The organism is Celeribacter litoreus (genome assembly GCF_020165855.1).
GTDB classification, from domain to species: Bacteria; Pseudomonadota; Alphaproteobacteria; order Rhodobacterales; family Rhodobacteraceae; genus Celeribacter; species Celeribacter litoreus.
Window position 1 is genome coordinate 13,933 of sequence record NZ_JAIUFY010000008.1, and the last position, 16,521, is coordinate 30,453.

Sequence of the window (16,521 nt, forward strand, 5' to 3'; positions counted from 1 at the left end):
TTCGGAGGATCATTTCTCTCTAGGAAGGTACTTCAGGAGGCGCGACATGATTGATCTAGACAGCAGAAGAGGCCAGCTTCTCGCGCGTAAAGAGGAACTCACAGTTCGTCTCCGGGAGATCGATGCAGAGCTTGATGCGCATCAGTCGAAAGACTGGGAAGAATTGGCAACCGAACGCGAAGGCGATGAGGTGCTTGAGGGGATGGGAGCCTCCGGCAAAGCCGAGATTGCGATGATTAATGCTGCATTAGAGCGCATTTCCGAGGGTGAATACGGTTTTTGTGCCGTTTGCGGCGAAGAAATCAGTGAAAAGCGCTTGGATGTGCTACCCTACACCCCTGTGTGCAAAGATTGCGCCGCGCGCAACGCCGCACGCAGTTAGAAAGGTCTTGCAAATGGGAGGTGCAAATGACCCGAGACAAACGTGTCGATCAGGAGATCGATCGCATTGTGGATGAAATCGTAGAGGACGAGAAAACTGCGGATGCGCTGAAGGACAAGCTGCATCACAGTTTCGATGCGTCTGACACCACATACGGACGTCCGGAGGCGAACACTACCGATGACGGTGATATGTGGGACAACATGCCGGTTTGAGCCTGTGTAAGTGTCCCATACAGTTGCGGGTGAAGGCCCGAAGGAGGAGCAATGGCTTTTGAAGCGTTGAAGGCGCAAGTCTATATGATCCTTGATGAAATCGCGGCGCGTCCGAAAGATCGTCACATCCTGCAGGAAAATCTGAGAGAGAAGCTCGCTGAACTATCTGCCCTCGGGCTGCCATTGCCGGAGGATCTTGTCCGGCTTGAAGCAGAGCTGGAACGGCAGGATGCAGACGAGGTCTATCCTGTGCGGTCTTGAGGATCGCATCTCTGTCTGAGGCTGATTTCAATTCTAAAAAACTGGAAAAAGAGGAGCTGTCTTGCCAAGCAAGGCAGCTCTTCGCATAATGTGCAAAAGGGTGTGGATAACCTGTGCAAAGTTTGCCCGATCCGGACGTGACTCTGTTGGGTCAAAGACGGAACTGAGGCCAATAAAACCACGCCCGAACTGGGGGCGAAAATGAGCAGCGCGGACCGAAGCAGATCGGACTGGAAATTGACGGCGGGTCAGCTCGTGCAATTCCTGAGAGAAGACCGCGTCGGTATCATCCGCCTGAATAATCTTCCGTCGAATATTCTGACGCAACCGCTGCGACAGGCCCTCTCGGACGCGCTGAAAAAAGCCATCAAAGATGACGGTGTCGAAGCGATCATCCTTACGGGGAGCGGAGCTTCGTTTTGTTCGGGCTTTGATCAGGAGGACCTGCTGGCTCGTGATCCGGAGCCGAGCCTGACCAGCCTCTGCGAACAGATTGAAATGTCGCCAAAGCCGGTGATTGCCTCTCTCCACGGCACAGTCGTCGAAGCAGGTCTCGCACTGGCGCTCTCGGCGCACTACCGGATCGCAGGGCGTGCAGTGCGTCTCGGGACGCCGGAGGTGACGCTCGGGCTCGTGCCGTCCGGCGGGCTAACGCAGCGATTGCCGCGCCTCGTCGGGGCGAAGGCCGCGCTCGATATGCTCCTTTCGGGCAAGACGATCACGGGCATGTATGCGCATGAAATCGGTCTCGTGGACGAGATCGCGACCCATCGGGGGCAAGAAGAGATCGTGTTTGCGCGAAATCTGCTCGCGGAAAATCGTGGGCCGCGACGGACGCGGGACAGTCAGGTGGGGACGGCGGACGGTGTGGCCTTCGCGCGCACCATTGCGACGCGGCGCGCCGAAGTGCGCAATGGCCGCATCGAAGCGCCGGAACAGATTGTAGCCTGCGTCGAGGCCGCGCTGCTCATGCCGTTCGACGTCGGTGTCGCACGTGAGGCCGTGGCCCGCGACGATTGCTTTGCCACGCCAGAGTCCCGTGCTCTCCGTCATGCGGCGTTGTCGGAACGGCGTGCGGCGGAATTGCCGGAGGTCGGTCATGTCTCGCGTCTGTCCGTACGGACGCTCGGGATTATCGGAACAAATGCTGCAGCGCTTGGCGTCGCCATGGCCGCGCTCGATAGCGAATTGAGGGTGCTTTTGATCGGGACGTCAGCGGCGACGCTGGAGCAAGCAGAGAACCTGTTGCGCGGCATTTACGCGCGAGCTTTGAAAGAAGGCCGCTTGCCAGAGCGTATCGTCGAAGCGCGGCTTGCATCACTCGAATGCAGTCTGAAAATCGCGAGTTTGTCCGAGGCTCAGCTCGTCTACGATCTGACCGGCATCGCCGTGGATCAGCGCGCGCGCTTGTTGGCCCGTGTAGAAGCAATACTTCCCGAAGAAATCGTTCTCGCGACGGGGGCAGACCGCGGTTTCGCGCGCCTTCGCAAGGATCTTGTGTATCCGGAGAGGTTCATAGGGATTCACACGTTCGCCCCTGCGCAAACAACGCGCGTGGCGGAGCTCGTCCGTCTCGAGGGCGTCTCGGACCGGACGCTTGTGACCGCGCACGGGTTTGTGCAGCGGATCGGGAAAATTCCTGTGACAGTCGGTGCACAAGACGGGTTGATCGCCAACACCCTGCAGGACGCTGGCCGCGCTGCGGTCGATGTGCTCATGTTGATGGGCGTGCGTCCGGCGCGGATTGATCAGGTGATGCGCGACTACGGATTTCCGATGGGACCGTGTGAGGTCATGGACACTGTTGGCCTCGTACGGATGCGTGGCGCGGTGCCGCAATATCTCTCCTCGCTTGGCCACGGAGGTCGTGCTGCGGGGCAGGGGTTCTACACTTACTCAGAGGACGGTCGCGGGTCTGATGATGTCGCAGAGACGGCGCTCGCGAAGTTACGGGAGCAGGCAGGCTTGCGTCCTGTCGCCCTGTCGCATCAGGAGATCGTGGAGCGGATTATACTTGCCGAAGCGAATGCCGGGGCCGGTCTATTGGAAGCTGGCGCCGTGTCTCGGCCCGAGGACATCGATGTGGTGATGATGCTCGCGAAGGGCTACCCACGCTATCGCGGCGGGCCGATGAAAGCGGCCGATATCATCGGGATTCTCGGGGCCGAAAAACGCCTCAAGGGATTCGAATCTGCGGCCCCTGATATCTGGGCGCCTGCGACACTCTGGCACACACTCTCGAAGAATGGCGCCAATTTCGAAAAAATGAACCAAATCTGACCTTTAAATAGGCATTTTGGGGGTGAAAACGGCCGGTTTCCGGCCCTTTTTGCGCGTCGGGCGCCTCGTCAATAACATGCTCTGACACCCCCTTGATCGAGATCAAAGTTTTCGCCGACTCGCTGTCCTATTCATTCTCTCGAGCGCAGTGATCCACACGTCAGCAGTCAGACGCGGACCACTGCATTCCTCCCGCGGGCACTCCTTCCGATCGCCCGCGCCGTATCCTGCCTTTTGTGCGTGGGCAGAATACCATACTGGCGTCGTAGGGTATGCGTTTCTCCTACGACGCCTCTTTTTTTTGCCCGATTGAAAAATCCGCGATGATGCCCGTTTGAGCATTCGTCCCTCGCTTTCCACATTCCCGTTATGCAGGTGCAGAAAACTGATCGGGGTCACAGAATCTTATGACATTCTGTCAGAGGGTTGCACCACACGGTTTTCCACCTCCTCCCATAAGGAAACGTCATGTCCCTCCCGCTCTCTGACGTCGCGCTTACCACACTTGCTTTGTCCATTGCCGGATCGCTCGGCCTGCTCTTCGGGCGGCTGCAAATCCGAAAGGTCGGTCTCGGGATCGGCGGCGTTTTGTTCTCCGGTATCCTGATCGGTCATTTCGCCTCACTTTGGGGCGTCGAGTTCAACGCCGAAGTGATGCATTTCGTCCGTGAGCTTGGCCTCATCCTCTTCGTCTACACAATCGGGATTCAGGTCGGTCCGAGCTTCTTTGCGTCTTTCGCGAAGAGTGGTTTGGCTTTTAACCTCGCGGCGGTCGGCATCGTCCTGACAGGTGTCCTGATGACGCTTCTGATCTTTGCTGTGACAGATGTGCCGCTACCAGTGTTGGTCGGTGTGATGTCGGGCGCCGTGACAAACACGCCGGGCCTTGGAGCCGCGCAGCAGGTGCTCGGCGATGTGGGCTTCGGAGCGTCTGATGTCGCGCTCTCGGGCATGGGCTACGCGATGGCCTATCCGTTCGGCATTCTCGGCATCCTGACATCTATGTTCGTGCTCAAGGCGCTGTTCAAGGTCGTGCTGGAACGAGAGGAAGCCGCCTATGAGGCGGAGACGAAGACAGGCGCGCAGTCGTTGCCCGCGATGGATATTGAAGTCACGAACGTGAATTTTGACGGTCGTGCGCTCTCAGAGGTGCCGAACCTGTTCGGGGAGGGGATTGTGCCCTCGCGTATGAAGACGGGCGGGGACCTCGTCGTGCCGACGCCGGACACGGTGCTCCATGTCGGGGACTGTCTCCATCTCGTTGGTCCGGCCGACCAGCTCGAAAGCATGCGTCTCGTTCTCGGGCGGGAGATTGATGTGCCGCTGACGACGAAGGGGACGAAACTGACATGGAAGCGCCTCGTCGTGACGAAGGAGAAGGTGCTCGGGCAGAGCCTGCGTCAGCTCGCCTTTCTCGAAGCTCATGGCGTCACAATCTCGCGCATCAACCGTGCCGGTGTCGAACTGCCTGCGGGGGCGTCTTCGAGCCTCGCGTTCGGGGATATCGTGACGGTCGTCGGTGCGCCGGATGATATCGAAACCGTCGCGCGGCAGTTGGGCAATGAACATGCGCGTCTGCAGGAGGTGCAATTCCCTGCGCTCTTTTTCGGAATCGCACTGGGTGTGATTCTGGGATCTATCCCGCTTGCGATCCCCGGTTTGCCTGCGCCGCTGAAACTTGGGTTGGCAGGTGGGCCGCTCATGGCCGCGATCCTGTTGGGGCGTCTGGGGCATTGGGGACCATTTACGTGGTATATGCCGCCGACGGCGAACCATGCGCTGCGAGAGTTCGGGATCGTGCTGTTTCTGGCCGTGGTGGGCATCGTTGCGGGAGACCGCTTTGTCGAGACCCTGATCCACGGCGACGGGCTCATCTGGATGGTCTACGGCATTCTGATCACGCTGACGCCATTGGTGATCGTCGGCGCGATTGCGCGGATTGTTGGCAAGATTAACTACCTGAGCCTCTGCGGTATCCTCGCTGGTGCGATGACCGATCCGCCTGCGCTCGCCTTCGCCGTGTCGATGAGCAAGACAGGCGCGGCCTCTATGGCCTATGTCGCGGTCTACCCGATTGTGATGTTCCTGCGTATCCTCGCACCACAGGTCATCGTCCTCATGCTGGCGAGCGGGATTGGCGGATAAAGAAAACCCCCGACTTTGGAAGGTCGGGGGCAATTATCTCTAAATAAGGCGAATTTCTTAGCCTTTGGCTGGAAGCGGCCCGATCATCATGACCATCTGGCGGCCTTCCATCTTCGGCATGTTCTCGACCTTGCCGATTTCCTTGATGTCTTCAGCCACACGTTGCAGCAGGTCACGACCGAGATCCTGGTGTGCCATCTCACGGCCACGGAAGCGCAGGGTGACTTTCACCTTGTCGCCCTTTTCAAGGAACTTGAAGACGTTGCGCATCTTGACTTCGTAGTCGTGCGTATCGGTGCCAGGACGGAATTTGACTTCCTTGATCTCGATGATCTTCTGCTTCTTACGCGCCTCAGACTCCCGCTTTTGCTGTTCATATTTGAACTTGCCGTAGTCCATGATTTTGCAAACGGGCGGCGTCGCGTTCGGAGAAATCTCGACGAGATCGAGGCCGGCCTCTGCTGCCATGTCCATGGCTTTTGCGGGGTGAACCACCCCTACGTTTTCACCCTCTGCGCCGATCAGGCGGATTTCCGGTGCGCGGATGCGTTCGTTGATACGCGGTCCGGTGTCACGGGTCGGCGGGGCATTATGCGGTCTGCGGGCTATGGGAAGCTCCTGTCTGTGGTTATAAATTAGGTTGCGGAAAAATAGTGCTTAATGCGCTGTCTTTCAAGACGCTTTCGGCGACTTCTTGCGCGGGGGGAAATACCTCTGTGGCATCCCCTTTAAACGGCAATCGGGCTGCTCCATATGACGCTGTGTTCTGGGCGATTGCCCAGTTTCAATAGGAAGGACCAACCAATGACCACCCGACTTTTGACCGGCGCACTTTTGACCGGGCTCGCGTTCACGCTTGCAGCCTGTAAGGAAGAGGAGAAAACCGCCGAGGAGACTTCGGCGCCATCCGTTATCGAGCAAGCCTCCGAGGCAACGACCGACGCTGCGGCAGCGGTTTCTGATGCTGTGAGCGACGCGGCCGAGGCCGTTTCTGAGACCGCGACCGACGCAGCAGAGGCCGCTGAACAGGCTGCGGCGGACGCTGCAGAGGCTGCGTCCGAGGCGATTGAAGACGCAACTGATGCCGCTATGGCGGCTGGTGAAGGCGCCGCAGAGGCTGCGTCTGAGGCGGCAGATGCGGCTGTGGACGCTGCGGTAGAGGCCGTGGAAGCCGCCGGCGAGGCGGCTGAAGACGTCGTGGATGCAGCAGGCGATACCGCGACGGCTGCCGAGGAAGAAGCTGTGCAAACCGCAGAAGATGCGGCAGAGATGGCAACTGAAGCTGCCGCAGATGCCGTCGACGCTGCAGCGGATGCCGCAAGCACTGTGGAAGAGACCATGACCGAAGAGACCGCGCCGCTTGATCGCGCCGCGATCGCCGAGGCGTTGACGGTCGAAAACTTCGATTTTGATCAGGCTGTGGAGGCGATCAATGCGTCCAATTTGTCTGAGGACGTGAAGGAAACGCTGATCAGCGGGCTGGACAAGGCGAAAGACACGCCGCAGCTGCTCGAAGCAATTCTGGAGCGCGCACGCGACCGTATGGGGCTCTGAGGTCCTGATCGCCTCACGCGAACAAAAGAAAACCCCGCCGAAAATTCGGCGGGGTTTTTTGTAATCCGGGGGGGATGACCGATCAGTCTACGAAGGCTTTCTCGACCACGTATTCCTTCGGCTCGGAGTTCGCGCCTTCGCGCAGGCCGAAACCGTCGAGGATTTTCATGATGTCCTTGTTGAACGCGAGGTTGCCGCAAACCATGCCACGGTCAGTTTCAGGGTTCATCGGGGCGATGCAGAGGTCCTCGAACACCTTGCCGGAGCTCAGGTTGTCGGTGACGCGGCCCATGTGGTGGAATTCCTCACGGGTCGTGGTCGGGTAGTAGCGCAGCTTGCCCTGCTCGATCTCGGAGAGGATTTCATCGGACTTGATGTGCTCCACCAGCTGGCGACCATACTCAAGCTCGGACACTTCGCGGCAGGTGTGCATCAGGATGACTTCGTCGAATTTCTCGAAGACTTCCGGTTCGCGCATCAGGGACGCAAACGGTGCGATGCCGGTGCCGGTGGCGAAGAACCACAGACGCTTGCCCGGAAGCAGCGCGTCAACGACGAGCGTACCGACCGGTTTGGGACGCAGGATGATCTCGTCACCCGGCTGGATGTGCTGAAGACGCGAGGTCAGTGGGCCGTCCTGCACTTTGATCGAGTAGAACTCGAGGTGCTCTTCCCACGACGGCGACGCAATGGAGTATGCGCGCAAAAGCGGTTTTTGCTTGCCCGTCTTCGGGTTCACATCACCCATGAGGCCGATCATGACGAATTCGCCGGAGCGGAAACGCAAGGATTGCGGGCGCTCTACCTTGAAGGAGAACAGGCGGTCATTCCAGTGTTTCACCTCGAGCACCTTGGCGGCGTCGGGCAGGGTGGGGACGGTTTTTGGTTTTGCTTCGGTCACGTGCATCACTTGGGGGCTCTGATCGGTCATCTCGGTGTCTCGCGCCATTTAAAAGAGTATTTCGCATGTGCCTTTGATCTAAATCAGAGGCTATTCAAGATACAGGCGCGGAGTTCGCGCCCTTTGTGGCCTTCTGACACCTGTTTCGCAAGCGCCATCTCTGCAAACGGGGGCAGACGCCTTTTAGCGGGCCTGCCGCAGTCGGGTCTGGTAGTCGTGCGCACGCCAGTCCGCACGGGCGAGCCATTGGGCCTCCGGCTGACGTTCTGCGAGGTCTTTGGAGACCTCAACCTCGTCAAAACCGGACCGGCGGGCCATCGCGTATTGATCGGCGATCACATGGCCGGTCGCACGCAGGCGGCCCTGAAAGCCGTTGGTGCGGAGCAGACGGCCGAGGGTGAACCCGCGCCCATCTGCGAAGGACGGAAATTCCACACGGATCGCAGGGGCATTCACGAACTCGGACAGGGTTGCCGGATCGGTGTCAGAGGCCAGAGTGACCCACTCAGCGTGATAATCCTCGGAGACAAAGCCCTCATCGCGGATAATTACGGTCATTTTGCTTCTCCTGTGATCGGTCCACGAACGAACTTGCCGTTCACAAAGTGGATGCCGCATTCTGTTTTTTCTTCACCGCGCCAGCGGCCCGCACGCGGGTCTTCCCCGTCTTTCACTTTCGACGTGCAGGGTGCACAGCCGATAGACGGATAGCCCTGTGCCACGAGCGGGTGGCGGGGCAGGCGGTTGTTCAGCATGTAGTCCTGAAGGTCGCTGGGTGCCCAATGCGCCAGAGGATTGATCTTGATCCGGCTGTCATCTTCGTTCTCGAAGAAATCGAGGGTGGCCCGCGTCGCGCCCTGAAAGCGTTTGCGACCCGTGATCCACGCATCAAAGTTTCCGAGCGCTTGTTGCAGCGGCACGGTTTTGCGCAGCTCGCAGCAGGCATCCTTGTCGCTCTGATGGAGCAACCCGTCAGGATCATGCGCCGCGAGTGTCGCCGGACGCGGGCGGATCCGGCGCACATCGCGCAGGTCCAAACGATCGATCAGCGTGAGCTGATAGTCGATCGTTTCCTGAAAGAGCATCTCCGTGTCGATGAAGATCACCGGCGTGTCCGGCTTCATCACCGAAATCATGTGGAGCAGGACGACAGATTCTGCGCCAAAGGACGACACGAGCGCAATCCGCCCCAACTCACGCTCACGGAGCGCGAGTTCGAGGACAGATGTCGCTGAGTGATGCTTGTAGCGCGCGTTGAGCCTTGCGACCCTGTCCGACACGGTGCCGAACTCGTCGCTGAGCGCGAGACTATGCTGCATTCGCTTTTTCCTTCGGGGCCGTCTCTTCTTTGGCCGGATAGAGCGCAGCCTTGAACGGAGCCATGCCAAGGCGGCGGTAGGCTTCGAGGAAGGTTTCGTCCTCATTCAGGCGCAGGGCCAGATAGGTCTCTACGATGCGCTCGATGGCCGGCACGATTTCGTCGTAGGCAAAGCCCGGTCCGGTGCGGTCGCCGATCACCATGGTCTCGGTGGCGTCGCCGCCGAGGGTGATCTGGTAGTTTTCGACGCCTGCACGGTCAAGACCGAGAATGCCGATGTGGCCGACGTGGTGGTGACCACAGGCGTTGATGCAGCCGGAGATCTTTATCTTGAGCTCACCAATGTCGTGCTCGATGCCAAGCTCTTCAACGCGGGTCGCGATGCCTTGAGCAACCGGAATGGAGCGGGCCGTCGCCAGCGCGCAATAGTCCATGCCGGGGCAGGCGATGATGTCCGAGGCGAGGCCGACGTTCGCGGTCGCGAGGCCCGTTGCCTTGAGGATCGCGTGAATGCGCGGCAGGTCAGATTTGTGGACATGCGGCAGGATCACGTTCTGCTCGTGGCTGATGCGCAGCTCGTCATGACCGAAGTCGCGGGCCAGACCGGCCAGCGTGCGCATCTGATCGGCAGACGCATCGCCCGGCGTGTCGCCCGGCTTCTTGATGGAGATCGTCGCGATGGCATAGCCGGTCGCCTTGTGCGCGGACAGGTTGGTGTCTGCCCAGGAACGGAATACCGGATCTGTCTCATAGGCTCGGTCGAATTCATCGGTCGGCGCATTGCGGAATGCCGGCGGCGCGAAATGCGTTTCGATTTCGGAGAGCATCTCACGGTCGATGCCGCCAAAAGCCGGTTTGATCTGGGCAAAGCGCTCTTCGACGCGGGCGCGAATGTCGTCGATGCCATGCTCGTGCACGGTGATCTTGATGCGGGCCTTGTATTTGTTATCGCGACGGCCGAGCAGGTTCCACACAGACACCGTGGCTTCGAGGTAAGGCAGAAGGTCCTCGAACGCGACCCACTCTTTGAGCACCTTGCCAACCATCGGCGTGCGGCCAAGTCCGCCACCGACGATGATCTGTGCGCCAAGCTCGCCGTCCTGCTCACGCAGGTAGATGCCAACGTCGTGGGCTTTGATCACAGCGCGGTCAGCGGTTGCGCCGGACACAGCGACTTTGAACTTACGCGGCAGGAACTGGAATTCCGGGTGATCGGTGGACCACTGGCGGATCAGCTCGGCCACCGGACGCGGGTCGGCAACTTCATCGGCAGCAGCACCGGCGAAATGGTCCGCGGTCACGTTACGGATCGTGTTGCCGGAGGTCTGGATCGCGTGCATTTCCACATCGGCCAGCTTTTCGAGAATAGCAGGCACATCCGGCAGCTTCGGCCAGTTGTACTGAATGTTCTGACGTGTCGTGAAGTGGCCGTAGCCACGGTCATAGGTCTCGGCGATGTAGGCGAGTTGATCCATCTGACGCGAATTGAGCGTCCCGTACGGGATCGCGACGCGGAGCATGTAGGCGTGCAGCTGCAGGTACAGACCATTCATCAGACGCAGCGGACGGAATTCATCCTCGGTGAGGCTACCGTCGATGCGGCGGGCGACCTGACCGGAGAATTGCGCAACGCGCTCGCGGACGAAAGCTTCGTCGAAGTCGTTATACTTATACATTGGCGGCGACTCCGTTGGTGGTTTCCTGTTTGCCGTGGAAATAGTTGGACGGGCCCGTGCGACGGAACTCTTCGCGGAAGTGCGTCGGTTCCGGACCATGCTCGCCGAGTTTCACGTCGGTGAGGTATGCGCCCACTACCATGCCGTCTTTGGACGCGGTCGCGAGAGCGGCCTCGGCGGCGTCCTGTTCCGTGAACGCGCGGGCTGCGCGCAGGTCGCGCACCCACTGTCCATCATGGGACAAATAGATGACATCGCCTTCGAGCAGGGCGTTTGCAGTGATGGCTTTGGGCGTGAATGGGCGCGGCATAGCTTTTTCCAACTTGCGATTTCTTGCGCTTAATTTAGAACATTATCCCAAGTTCGGGCTATGGGGTCGGACAAATAAGGATGATTGTTCCTCTCTGATGAGGGCGTCAGACCGGAATTCTGCAAATGCGAGGAAAAGCGAAATGGCATACCAGATCGACGCAATGGATCGGAAAATCCTGAGCGAGCTTCAGGCCGATGCGAGCCAGTCTCTGGACGAAATCGCCCGTAAAGTCGGTTCTTCCAAGACGCCTGTCTGGAATCGCATTCGTAAAATGCGGGAGACCGGCGTGATCGGCCAGCAGACCGTGATCCTCGATCCGGAAAGCCTCGGGCTTGAGGCCTGTTTCTTTGTCCTCGTGCGGACGAATGCCCATGAGGCAGGGTGGCAGGAGAAGTTCCTCCAAGTGCTACAACGACGCCCCGAAGTCTTGGAGGCACACCGCCTCGCGGGGGAGATCGATTACATCCTCAAAGTGCGCGTGAAGAACGCGAAGGCCTACGACGAGTTCTATCAGGCGCTCATCGGGGAAGTGTCGATCTACAACGTCACCGCGCTGCTTTCGATGGAAGAGATCAAGTCGACAACGGAATTGCCGCTCTGAAGGCAAACGTCGTCTTTTTCGTGATTTAAATACTCAAACGGTGCGCGGTTTGAAACCTGCGCACCGAGTGTATTTGTATATGAGTATTTGGGCCAAGAAGAAGACGGGGCCCTTACCGATTCCCCGACCGCGTGAACAGCCCCGCATCTTCCGCAGCTTTGCGAAGCGCGTTGGATTTGTTGACGGTCTCCTGGTATTCACCCTCGGGCGAGCTGTCGTAAACGACGCCGCCGCCTGCTTGAATGTAAAGCTTTTCGTCCTTGAGGACGGCGGTGCGCAGTGCGATGCACATGTCCATGTCGCCGCCTGCAGAGAAGTAGCCCACACCGCCACCATAGACGCCGCGTTTTTCCGGCTCCAGCTCGTCGATGATCTCCATCGCACGGACTTTCGGCGCGCCGGAGACTGTGCCTGCCGGCAGGCCCGCGAGCAGGGCGGAAAGAGCGTCTTCGTCGTCGCGCAGCTCGCCCACCACGTTGGAAACGATATGCATGACGTGGGAGTAGCGCTCGATGATGAACTCTTCGGTCGGGTGCACGGTGCCGATTTTGGACACTTTGCCCGTATCGTTGCGCCCCAGATCGAGAAGCATCAGGTGTTCGGCGAGTTCCTTTTCATCGGACAGCAGATCCTCTTCGAGGGCTTTGTCCTCCGCAGGTGTCGCGCCGCGTTTGCGGGTGCCTGCGATGGGGCGGATTGTGACTTCGCCATCGAAGACGCGCACGAGGATTTCTGGTGAGGCGCCGATGATCTGGAAGCCGCCGAAGTTGAAGAAGAACATGAACGGCGACGGGTTCGTGCGGCGCAGAGAGCGGTAAAGCGAGAAGGGCGGGAGCGGGAAGTCCTGTGTCCAGCGTTGCGCAGGCACGACCTGAAAGATGTCGCCGGCCTTGATGTATTCTTTCGCCTTCTCGACAGCAGCTTTGTAGCCTTCGTGCGTGAAGTTCGAGGTCGCCGGGGGGGCGACGTAGCTCTCACCGAGATCGTGGGAGGCCTCGGCAGGTGCGCGTTCCAGATCGCGCAGGGCATCCATGACGCGTTCTGCGGCTTGGGAGTAGGCAGCCTTAGCAGACAGACCGGTGTTGGCCCACGCGGGCGACACGAGGATCACGTCACCTTTGACGCCGTCGAGGATTGCAATCACGGACGGGCGCACGAGCACCGCATCCGGCAGGCCGATCGGATCGGGGTTCACATTCGGCAGGTGCTCGACCAGACGGATCATGTCGTAGCCGAGATAGCCGAAGAGGCCAGCCGCCGCGCCCGGAAGTTCGTCGGGAATGTCGATGCGGCTCTCGTCGATCAGGGCGCGGATGGAGGCGAGCGGGTCTTTGTCGTCTTTCACGAAGGCCTCGGCATCAAAGCGCGCGGAGCGGTTGATAGAGGCCTCGGTGCCATCGCATTTCCAGATCAGGTCCGGCTTCATGCCGATGATGGAATAGCGACCGCGCACTTCGCCGCCGGTGACAGACTCGAGCATGAAGGTGTCCGTGCGGGCGCCGCCGAGCTTGAGCATGATCGACACGGGGGTGTCGAGGTCAGCTGCAACTTTCGCGTACACCAGTTGGTTTTCGCCAGCCGAGTATCCTTTTTCAAAGTCTTCAAAAGAAGGAATGAGCGTCGCCATGTCGTCTGTCTTTCTTACTGCATCTGGCTGTGAACGGCGTTGAGCGTCACCTGATTGACTGTGACGCCATCACGCGCACGGAGCGCGTCTCCGAAAGCGGCTATCACGTCTGTCGCGGCACCTTGAGCGGCGGACGCGATGTAGCTCTCTGCGATGGCTGCGTTGTCTTCGGTCTCTTCCGGTGCCTCGATGGCTTCAAGGCGGGCAATCACGACGCGACCGTCGCCGGCGATGAGAGTGGTGCCGCCGGCCTGAAGGCCGGGCGCGAAAACGGCGTCCATAAAGCCGTCCGGCATCGTGGAGATAAAGTCCTGACGCGTGATCGCATCAAAGGTTTCGACCGGCAGGCCGAGCTCTGCAATCGGCTGACCTGCGGCGACGTCGGTCTCAAACGCTTCGGCACGGGCCATGAGCGCCTGTGTCAGGGCGTCTGCTTCAAAATCGGCTGCGACCTGATCGCGCACCTCATCCAGCGGCTTGACGGCGCTATCGACGATTTCATCGAGGCGGAGCGCGAAGACGCCGCCGTCGGAAAGCTCGATGATCTCCGGATAGTCATCACGCGTTACGGTGGCTGCGGCCTGTTGGAAAGCGGTGTAGGCGGCGATGCCCGCCTCGCTCTCGGTCGTCCAATCGACGGTCCCGAGTTCCAAATCCGTTTCTGCAGCGAGTTCTTCGAGCGTGTAGCCCTCTGCGAGGTCATTGTCGAAGAGTTCGATTTGATCCGCAATGAGGCGCGTTGCGGCATCCACGGACATCTGGCGCGCGATTTCTTCACGGGCTTCTTCGAATGGAACTTCGGTGCCTTCAAAGGTGCCGTTTACGCGGAACAGGGCGGGGCCGAGATCAGTTTCGACGGGACCGACCACACCAGTGCCCTCGAGTGCAAAGACATCATCCGCAGCAGAGCCAAGTTCGGTTTTAGACACATCGCCCATGTCGACGTCGAGCAGGTCCAGACCTCGCGCACTGACCTCATCCTCGAACGAGGTCTCTCCGGTTTCGATCCGCGCGGCGGCGGCGGCAGCCTCATCGCTCGAGCTGAACACAAGGCGTTCCACCAGACGGCGTTCCGGTTGGACGAAACTGTCGATATTCGCATTGTAAATTTCGAGCAGAGCGTTTTCGTCGAGGTCAACTTTGTCGCTCAACATCGCGGGTGTCAGCCATGCGTAGGTAATCCGGCGCGCTTCCGGTGCCGTGTAAGCCTCCGGATGCGTGTCATACCAGGACAGGATGTCGCTTTCCGAGGCGATCGGCGTGCCTGTCTCGAGGTTCTCCGCAGAGAGAATAGCCACGGACACTGTGCGGCGCTCGCCGAGCCAGTCGACGACAACCTGACCATAGGCCGGAGGCATCGTTACGCCGGTTGCCAAAGCCGCTGTCAGAATGTCACGCGCAGCGCTCTGACGAAGGTCTGCTTCGAAGTCCTGTTCCTTGAGGTTGTTACGGCGCAGGAGGTCTTTGTAGGTCGCTGTGTCGAACGATCCGTCAATGCCCTTGAACGCATCCATCGCGAGCAGTTCGCGGCGGACAGCCTCATCTCCGACTGACAGCCCGATCCGCGTCGTCTCTCCGTTGAGGGCAGCTTCTGACAGAAGCTGTTCAAGCACCTGCTGGCCAAGCCCGAATTCGACCGCTTGTAGCGCTGTGAGGGGCTGGCCTGTCTGGCTCTCGATGACATTGATCTGGTTCGAGAGGGCCGTCGCATAGGTGTTTGCGGAGATTTCTTCATCTCCGACGCTTGCGACGTTGGTCATGCCTCCGCTGAAGCCCACCGTGCCGAAGCCGAAGAGACTGACGGTCATCACGCCCAGAAGCCCGAATGCCACAATCTGTTTGCCGCTCGCCATATGCTTTTCTCCCGTTCAATTGGGCAACTGTGTAGGGGGTGAGACAGGGGAGGGCAAGGCGGATCAGAGCGCCAGAGCGGCCAATCTTTCGAAAAGCTGTGTGATCCCGGAGGTGTCGATATTCGCGAAGGCAATCCGGAGCTGTTTCTCCGCACGCGGGTCGCTCTTTGGCATAAAGCTCGTGCCAGGGAGAAGAAGGATGCCAGCTTCCTTTACGAGACGTGGTGCGAGTTCGGAGGAGGGGATATCGAACGGGTGCTCCACATAAGCAAAGAATGCGCCGCAGCCGAGGAGTTTCCAGCCCTTTTCTTCTAGCTGGGAAAAGCCCGACATGATGGCATCGCGACGCGACAGAATTTCCGCCCGTTCACCAGCAACCCATTCGTCGAGGTTGCGCAGCCCCCAGAGCGCCGCCCGCTGCGCGATCTGGTTGGGGCAAATGGTAACGGTGTCGAGGTATTTTTCGGTCTGATAGAGACGCTCTTCGGAGGCGATCACCGCACCGATACGATGCCCGGTCAGGCGGAAGGACTTCGAGAAGGAATAGAGATGGATGAGCGTGTCCTGCCAATCCGGTTGGCGGAAGAGGATGTGAGGCACGCCCTCACGGCTGTCGAAATCGCGATAGGTTTCATCCAGCACGAGCGCAATTTTATGCTCGCGGGCCAGTGCGTAGAATTTCGTCAGGAGTTCCGAAGGATATTCCACGCCACCCGGATTGTTTGGTGTAATCAGCACAATCACCCGCGTGCGCGGGGTGATCAGACGCGCGGCGGTTTCCAGATTGGGCAGGAGGTTGTCGCCCGTCGGCAGCGGCACAGCCGTGACGCCCGACATGTCGCACCACATTTTGTGATTAAAATACCAGGGGGTTGCGAGAATGATCTCATCCCCCGATTGCGCAAGCGTCGACATCACAGAGGTAAAGGCCTGATTGCAGCCGGAGGTCACGGCGACCTCACTGGGCTTGATCTCCGCATGATAGCGGTCGGTCCATCGGGTCGCGATTTCAGCGCGGAGTTCGGGTAGGCCGAGCACCGGCCCGTAGAGATGTGCTGACACGTCTTCGAGCGCGACACGCGCGATTTCTTGGCGCAGAGGTTCCGGCGGGGCCTCCATCGGGGCGGCTTGGGAGACGTTGATCAGTGGGCGTTCGGGCGGGAACTCCACCCCTTCGATCCAGCGTTTCGCGTCGACGATGGGGGACGCAAATGTGTGCTTCATATGAGTTGCGAGCGGTTCGACCACGGGTGCCTCCTGAATACGTTCTAGATCGAACTTAGGAACTGTCGGAGCCGATTCATAGATGCGATCACGCGATCACCCTGTGGTTGAGGTGGGGGGAAGATTTTCACTTGGTTAAATGCTAAGCAAACTGATCAAACTCTTTGCATA

At 59.4% G+C, this 16,521-nt stretch carries 16 protein-coding genes; 7 read left to right on the forward strand and 9 right to left on the reverse strand.

Going from position 1 to position 16,521, the window contains the following annotated elements:
* Nucleotides 1–46: 46 nt before the first annotated feature.
* From LA304_RS08595 to LA304_RS08615, 5 genes are all read left to right on the forward strand, one after another.
* Complete coding sequence (locus LA304_RS08595; protein WP_224502737.1) at nucleotides 47–382, forward strand: TraR/DksA family transcriptional regulator; 336 nt, start codon at nucleotides 47–49, stop codon at nucleotides 380–382.
* Nucleotides 383–408: 26 nt separating this feature from the next.
* Nucleotides 409–597: a hypothetical protein gene (locus LA304_RS08600; protein WP_224502738.1), complete on the forward strand. Its 189-nt coding sequence runs from the start codon at nucleotides 409–411 to the stop codon at nucleotides 595–597.
* 51 nt (nucleotides 598–648) lie between these two features.
* Nucleotides 649–858 (forward strand): hypothetical protein, encoded by a 210-nt coding sequence (locus LA304_RS08605; protein WP_224502739.1) that lies wholly within the window; start codon nucleotides 649–651, stop codon nucleotides 856–858.
* Nucleotides 859–1,059: 201 nt separating this feature from the next.
* Entirely contained in the window at nucleotides 1,060–3,138 is a 2,079-nt protein-coding gene (locus LA304_RS08610) for an enoyl-CoA hydratase-related protein (protein WP_224502740.1), read from the forward strand.
* Between the two features lie 468 nt (nucleotides 3,139–3,606).
* A complete protein-coding gene (locus LA304_RS08615) occupies nucleotides 3,607–5,283 on the forward strand; it encodes a putative transporter (RefSeq protein WP_224502741.1) in 1,677 nt (558 codons plus the stop codon).
* 57 nt (nucleotides 5,284–5,340) lie between these two features.
* On the opposite strand, the gene infC is transcribed toward LA304_RS08615, so the two are convergent.
* A complete protein-coding gene (infC, locus tag LA304_RS08620) occupies nucleotides 5,341–5,919 on the reverse strand; it encodes a translation initiation factor IF-3 (protein ID WP_455423507.1) in 579 nt (192 codons plus the stop codon).
* A 168-nt stretch (nucleotides 5,920–6,087) separates the two neighbouring features.
* Between infC and LA304_RS08625 the strand changes: the two genes are divergently transcribed.
* Nucleotides 6,088–6,837, forward strand: a complete 750-nt coding sequence (locus LA304_RS08625; RefSeq protein WP_224502742.1) for a translation initiation factor 3 — start codon at nucleotides 6,088–6,090, stop codon at nucleotides 6,835–6,837.
* 82 nt (nucleotides 6,838–6,919) lie between these two features.
* On the opposite strand, the gene LA304_RS08630 is transcribed toward LA304_RS08625, so the two are convergent.
* The 5 genes from LA304_RS08630 to LA304_RS08650 all read right to left on the reverse strand — a co-directional run bounded on the left by LA304_RS08630 (nucleotide 6,920) and on the right by LA304_RS08650 (nucleotide 11,042).
* Complete coding sequence (locus tag LA304_RS08630; RefSeq protein ID WP_318010683.1) at nucleotides 6,920–7,768, reverse strand: ferredoxin--NADP reductase; 849 nt, start codon at nucleotides 7,766–7,768, stop codon at nucleotides 6,920–6,922.
* A 153-nt stretch (nucleotides 7,769–7,921) separates the two neighbouring features.
* Nucleotides 7,922–8,296, reverse strand: a complete 375-nt coding sequence (locus LA304_RS08635; protein ID WP_224502743.1) for a DUF934 domain-containing protein — start codon at nucleotides 8,294–8,296, stop codon at nucleotides 7,922–7,924.
* Nucleotides 8,293–9,057, reverse strand: coding sequence for a phosphoadenylyl-sulfate reductase (locus tag LA304_RS08640; RefSeq protein ID WP_224502744.1), 765 nt, complete (start codon nucleotides 9,055–9,057; stop codon nucleotides 8,293–8,295). Before LA304_RS08640 ends, LA304_RS08635 begins: the two co-directional genes overlap by 4 nt.
* The gene (locus tag LA304_RS08645) at nucleotides 9,047–10,732 is read right to left on the reverse strand and encodes a nitrite/sulfite reductase (protein WP_224502745.1); all 1,686 of its coding nucleotides are present in this window, start codon (nucleotides 10,730–10,732) and stop codon (nucleotides 9,047–9,049) included. Before LA304_RS08645 ends, LA304_RS08640 begins: the two co-directional genes overlap by 11 nt.
* Nucleotides 10,725–11,042: a DUF2849 domain-containing protein gene (locus tag LA304_RS08650; protein WP_224502746.1), complete on the reverse strand. Its 318-nt coding sequence runs from the start codon at nucleotides 11,040–11,042 to the stop codon at nucleotides 10,725–10,727. Before LA304_RS08650 ends, LA304_RS08645 begins: the two co-directional genes overlap by 8 nt.
* Nucleotides 11,043–11,184: 142 nt before the next feature.
* Between LA304_RS08650 and LA304_RS08655 the strand changes: the two genes are divergently transcribed.
* Complete coding sequence (locus LA304_RS08655) at nucleotides 11,185–11,646, forward strand: Lrp/AsnC family transcriptional regulator (RefSeq protein WP_224502747.1); 462 nt, start codon at nucleotides 11,185–11,187, stop codon at nucleotides 11,644–11,646.
* Nucleotides 11,647–11,758: 112 nt separating this feature from the next.
* Here the strand turns inward: LA304_RS08655 and trpE are convergent, their stop codons facing one another.
* The 3 genes from trpE to LA304_RS08670 form a co-directional block, all read right to left on the reverse strand.
* Nucleotides 11,759–13,273, reverse strand: a complete 1,515-nt coding sequence (trpE, locus tag LA304_RS08660) for an anthranilate synthase component I (protein ID WP_224502748.1) — start codon at nucleotides 13,271–13,273, stop codon at nucleotides 11,759–11,761.
* 14 nt (nucleotides 13,274–13,287) lie between these two features.
* Nucleotides 13,288–15,126, reverse strand: a complete 1,839-nt coding sequence (locus LA304_RS08665; protein ID WP_224502749.1) for a peptidylprolyl isomerase — start codon at nucleotides 15,124–15,126, stop codon at nucleotides 13,288–13,290.
* A 63-nt stretch (nucleotides 15,127–15,189) separates the two neighbouring features.
* Nucleotides 15,190–16,374 carry an aminotransferase gene (locus LA304_RS08670; protein WP_318010684.1) on the reverse strand — a complete coding sequence of 395 codons (1,185 nt, stop codon included), beginning with the start codon at nucleotides 16,372–16,374 and terminating at the stop codon, nucleotides 15,190–15,192.
* Nucleotides 16,375–16,521: the final 147 nt, after the last annotated feature.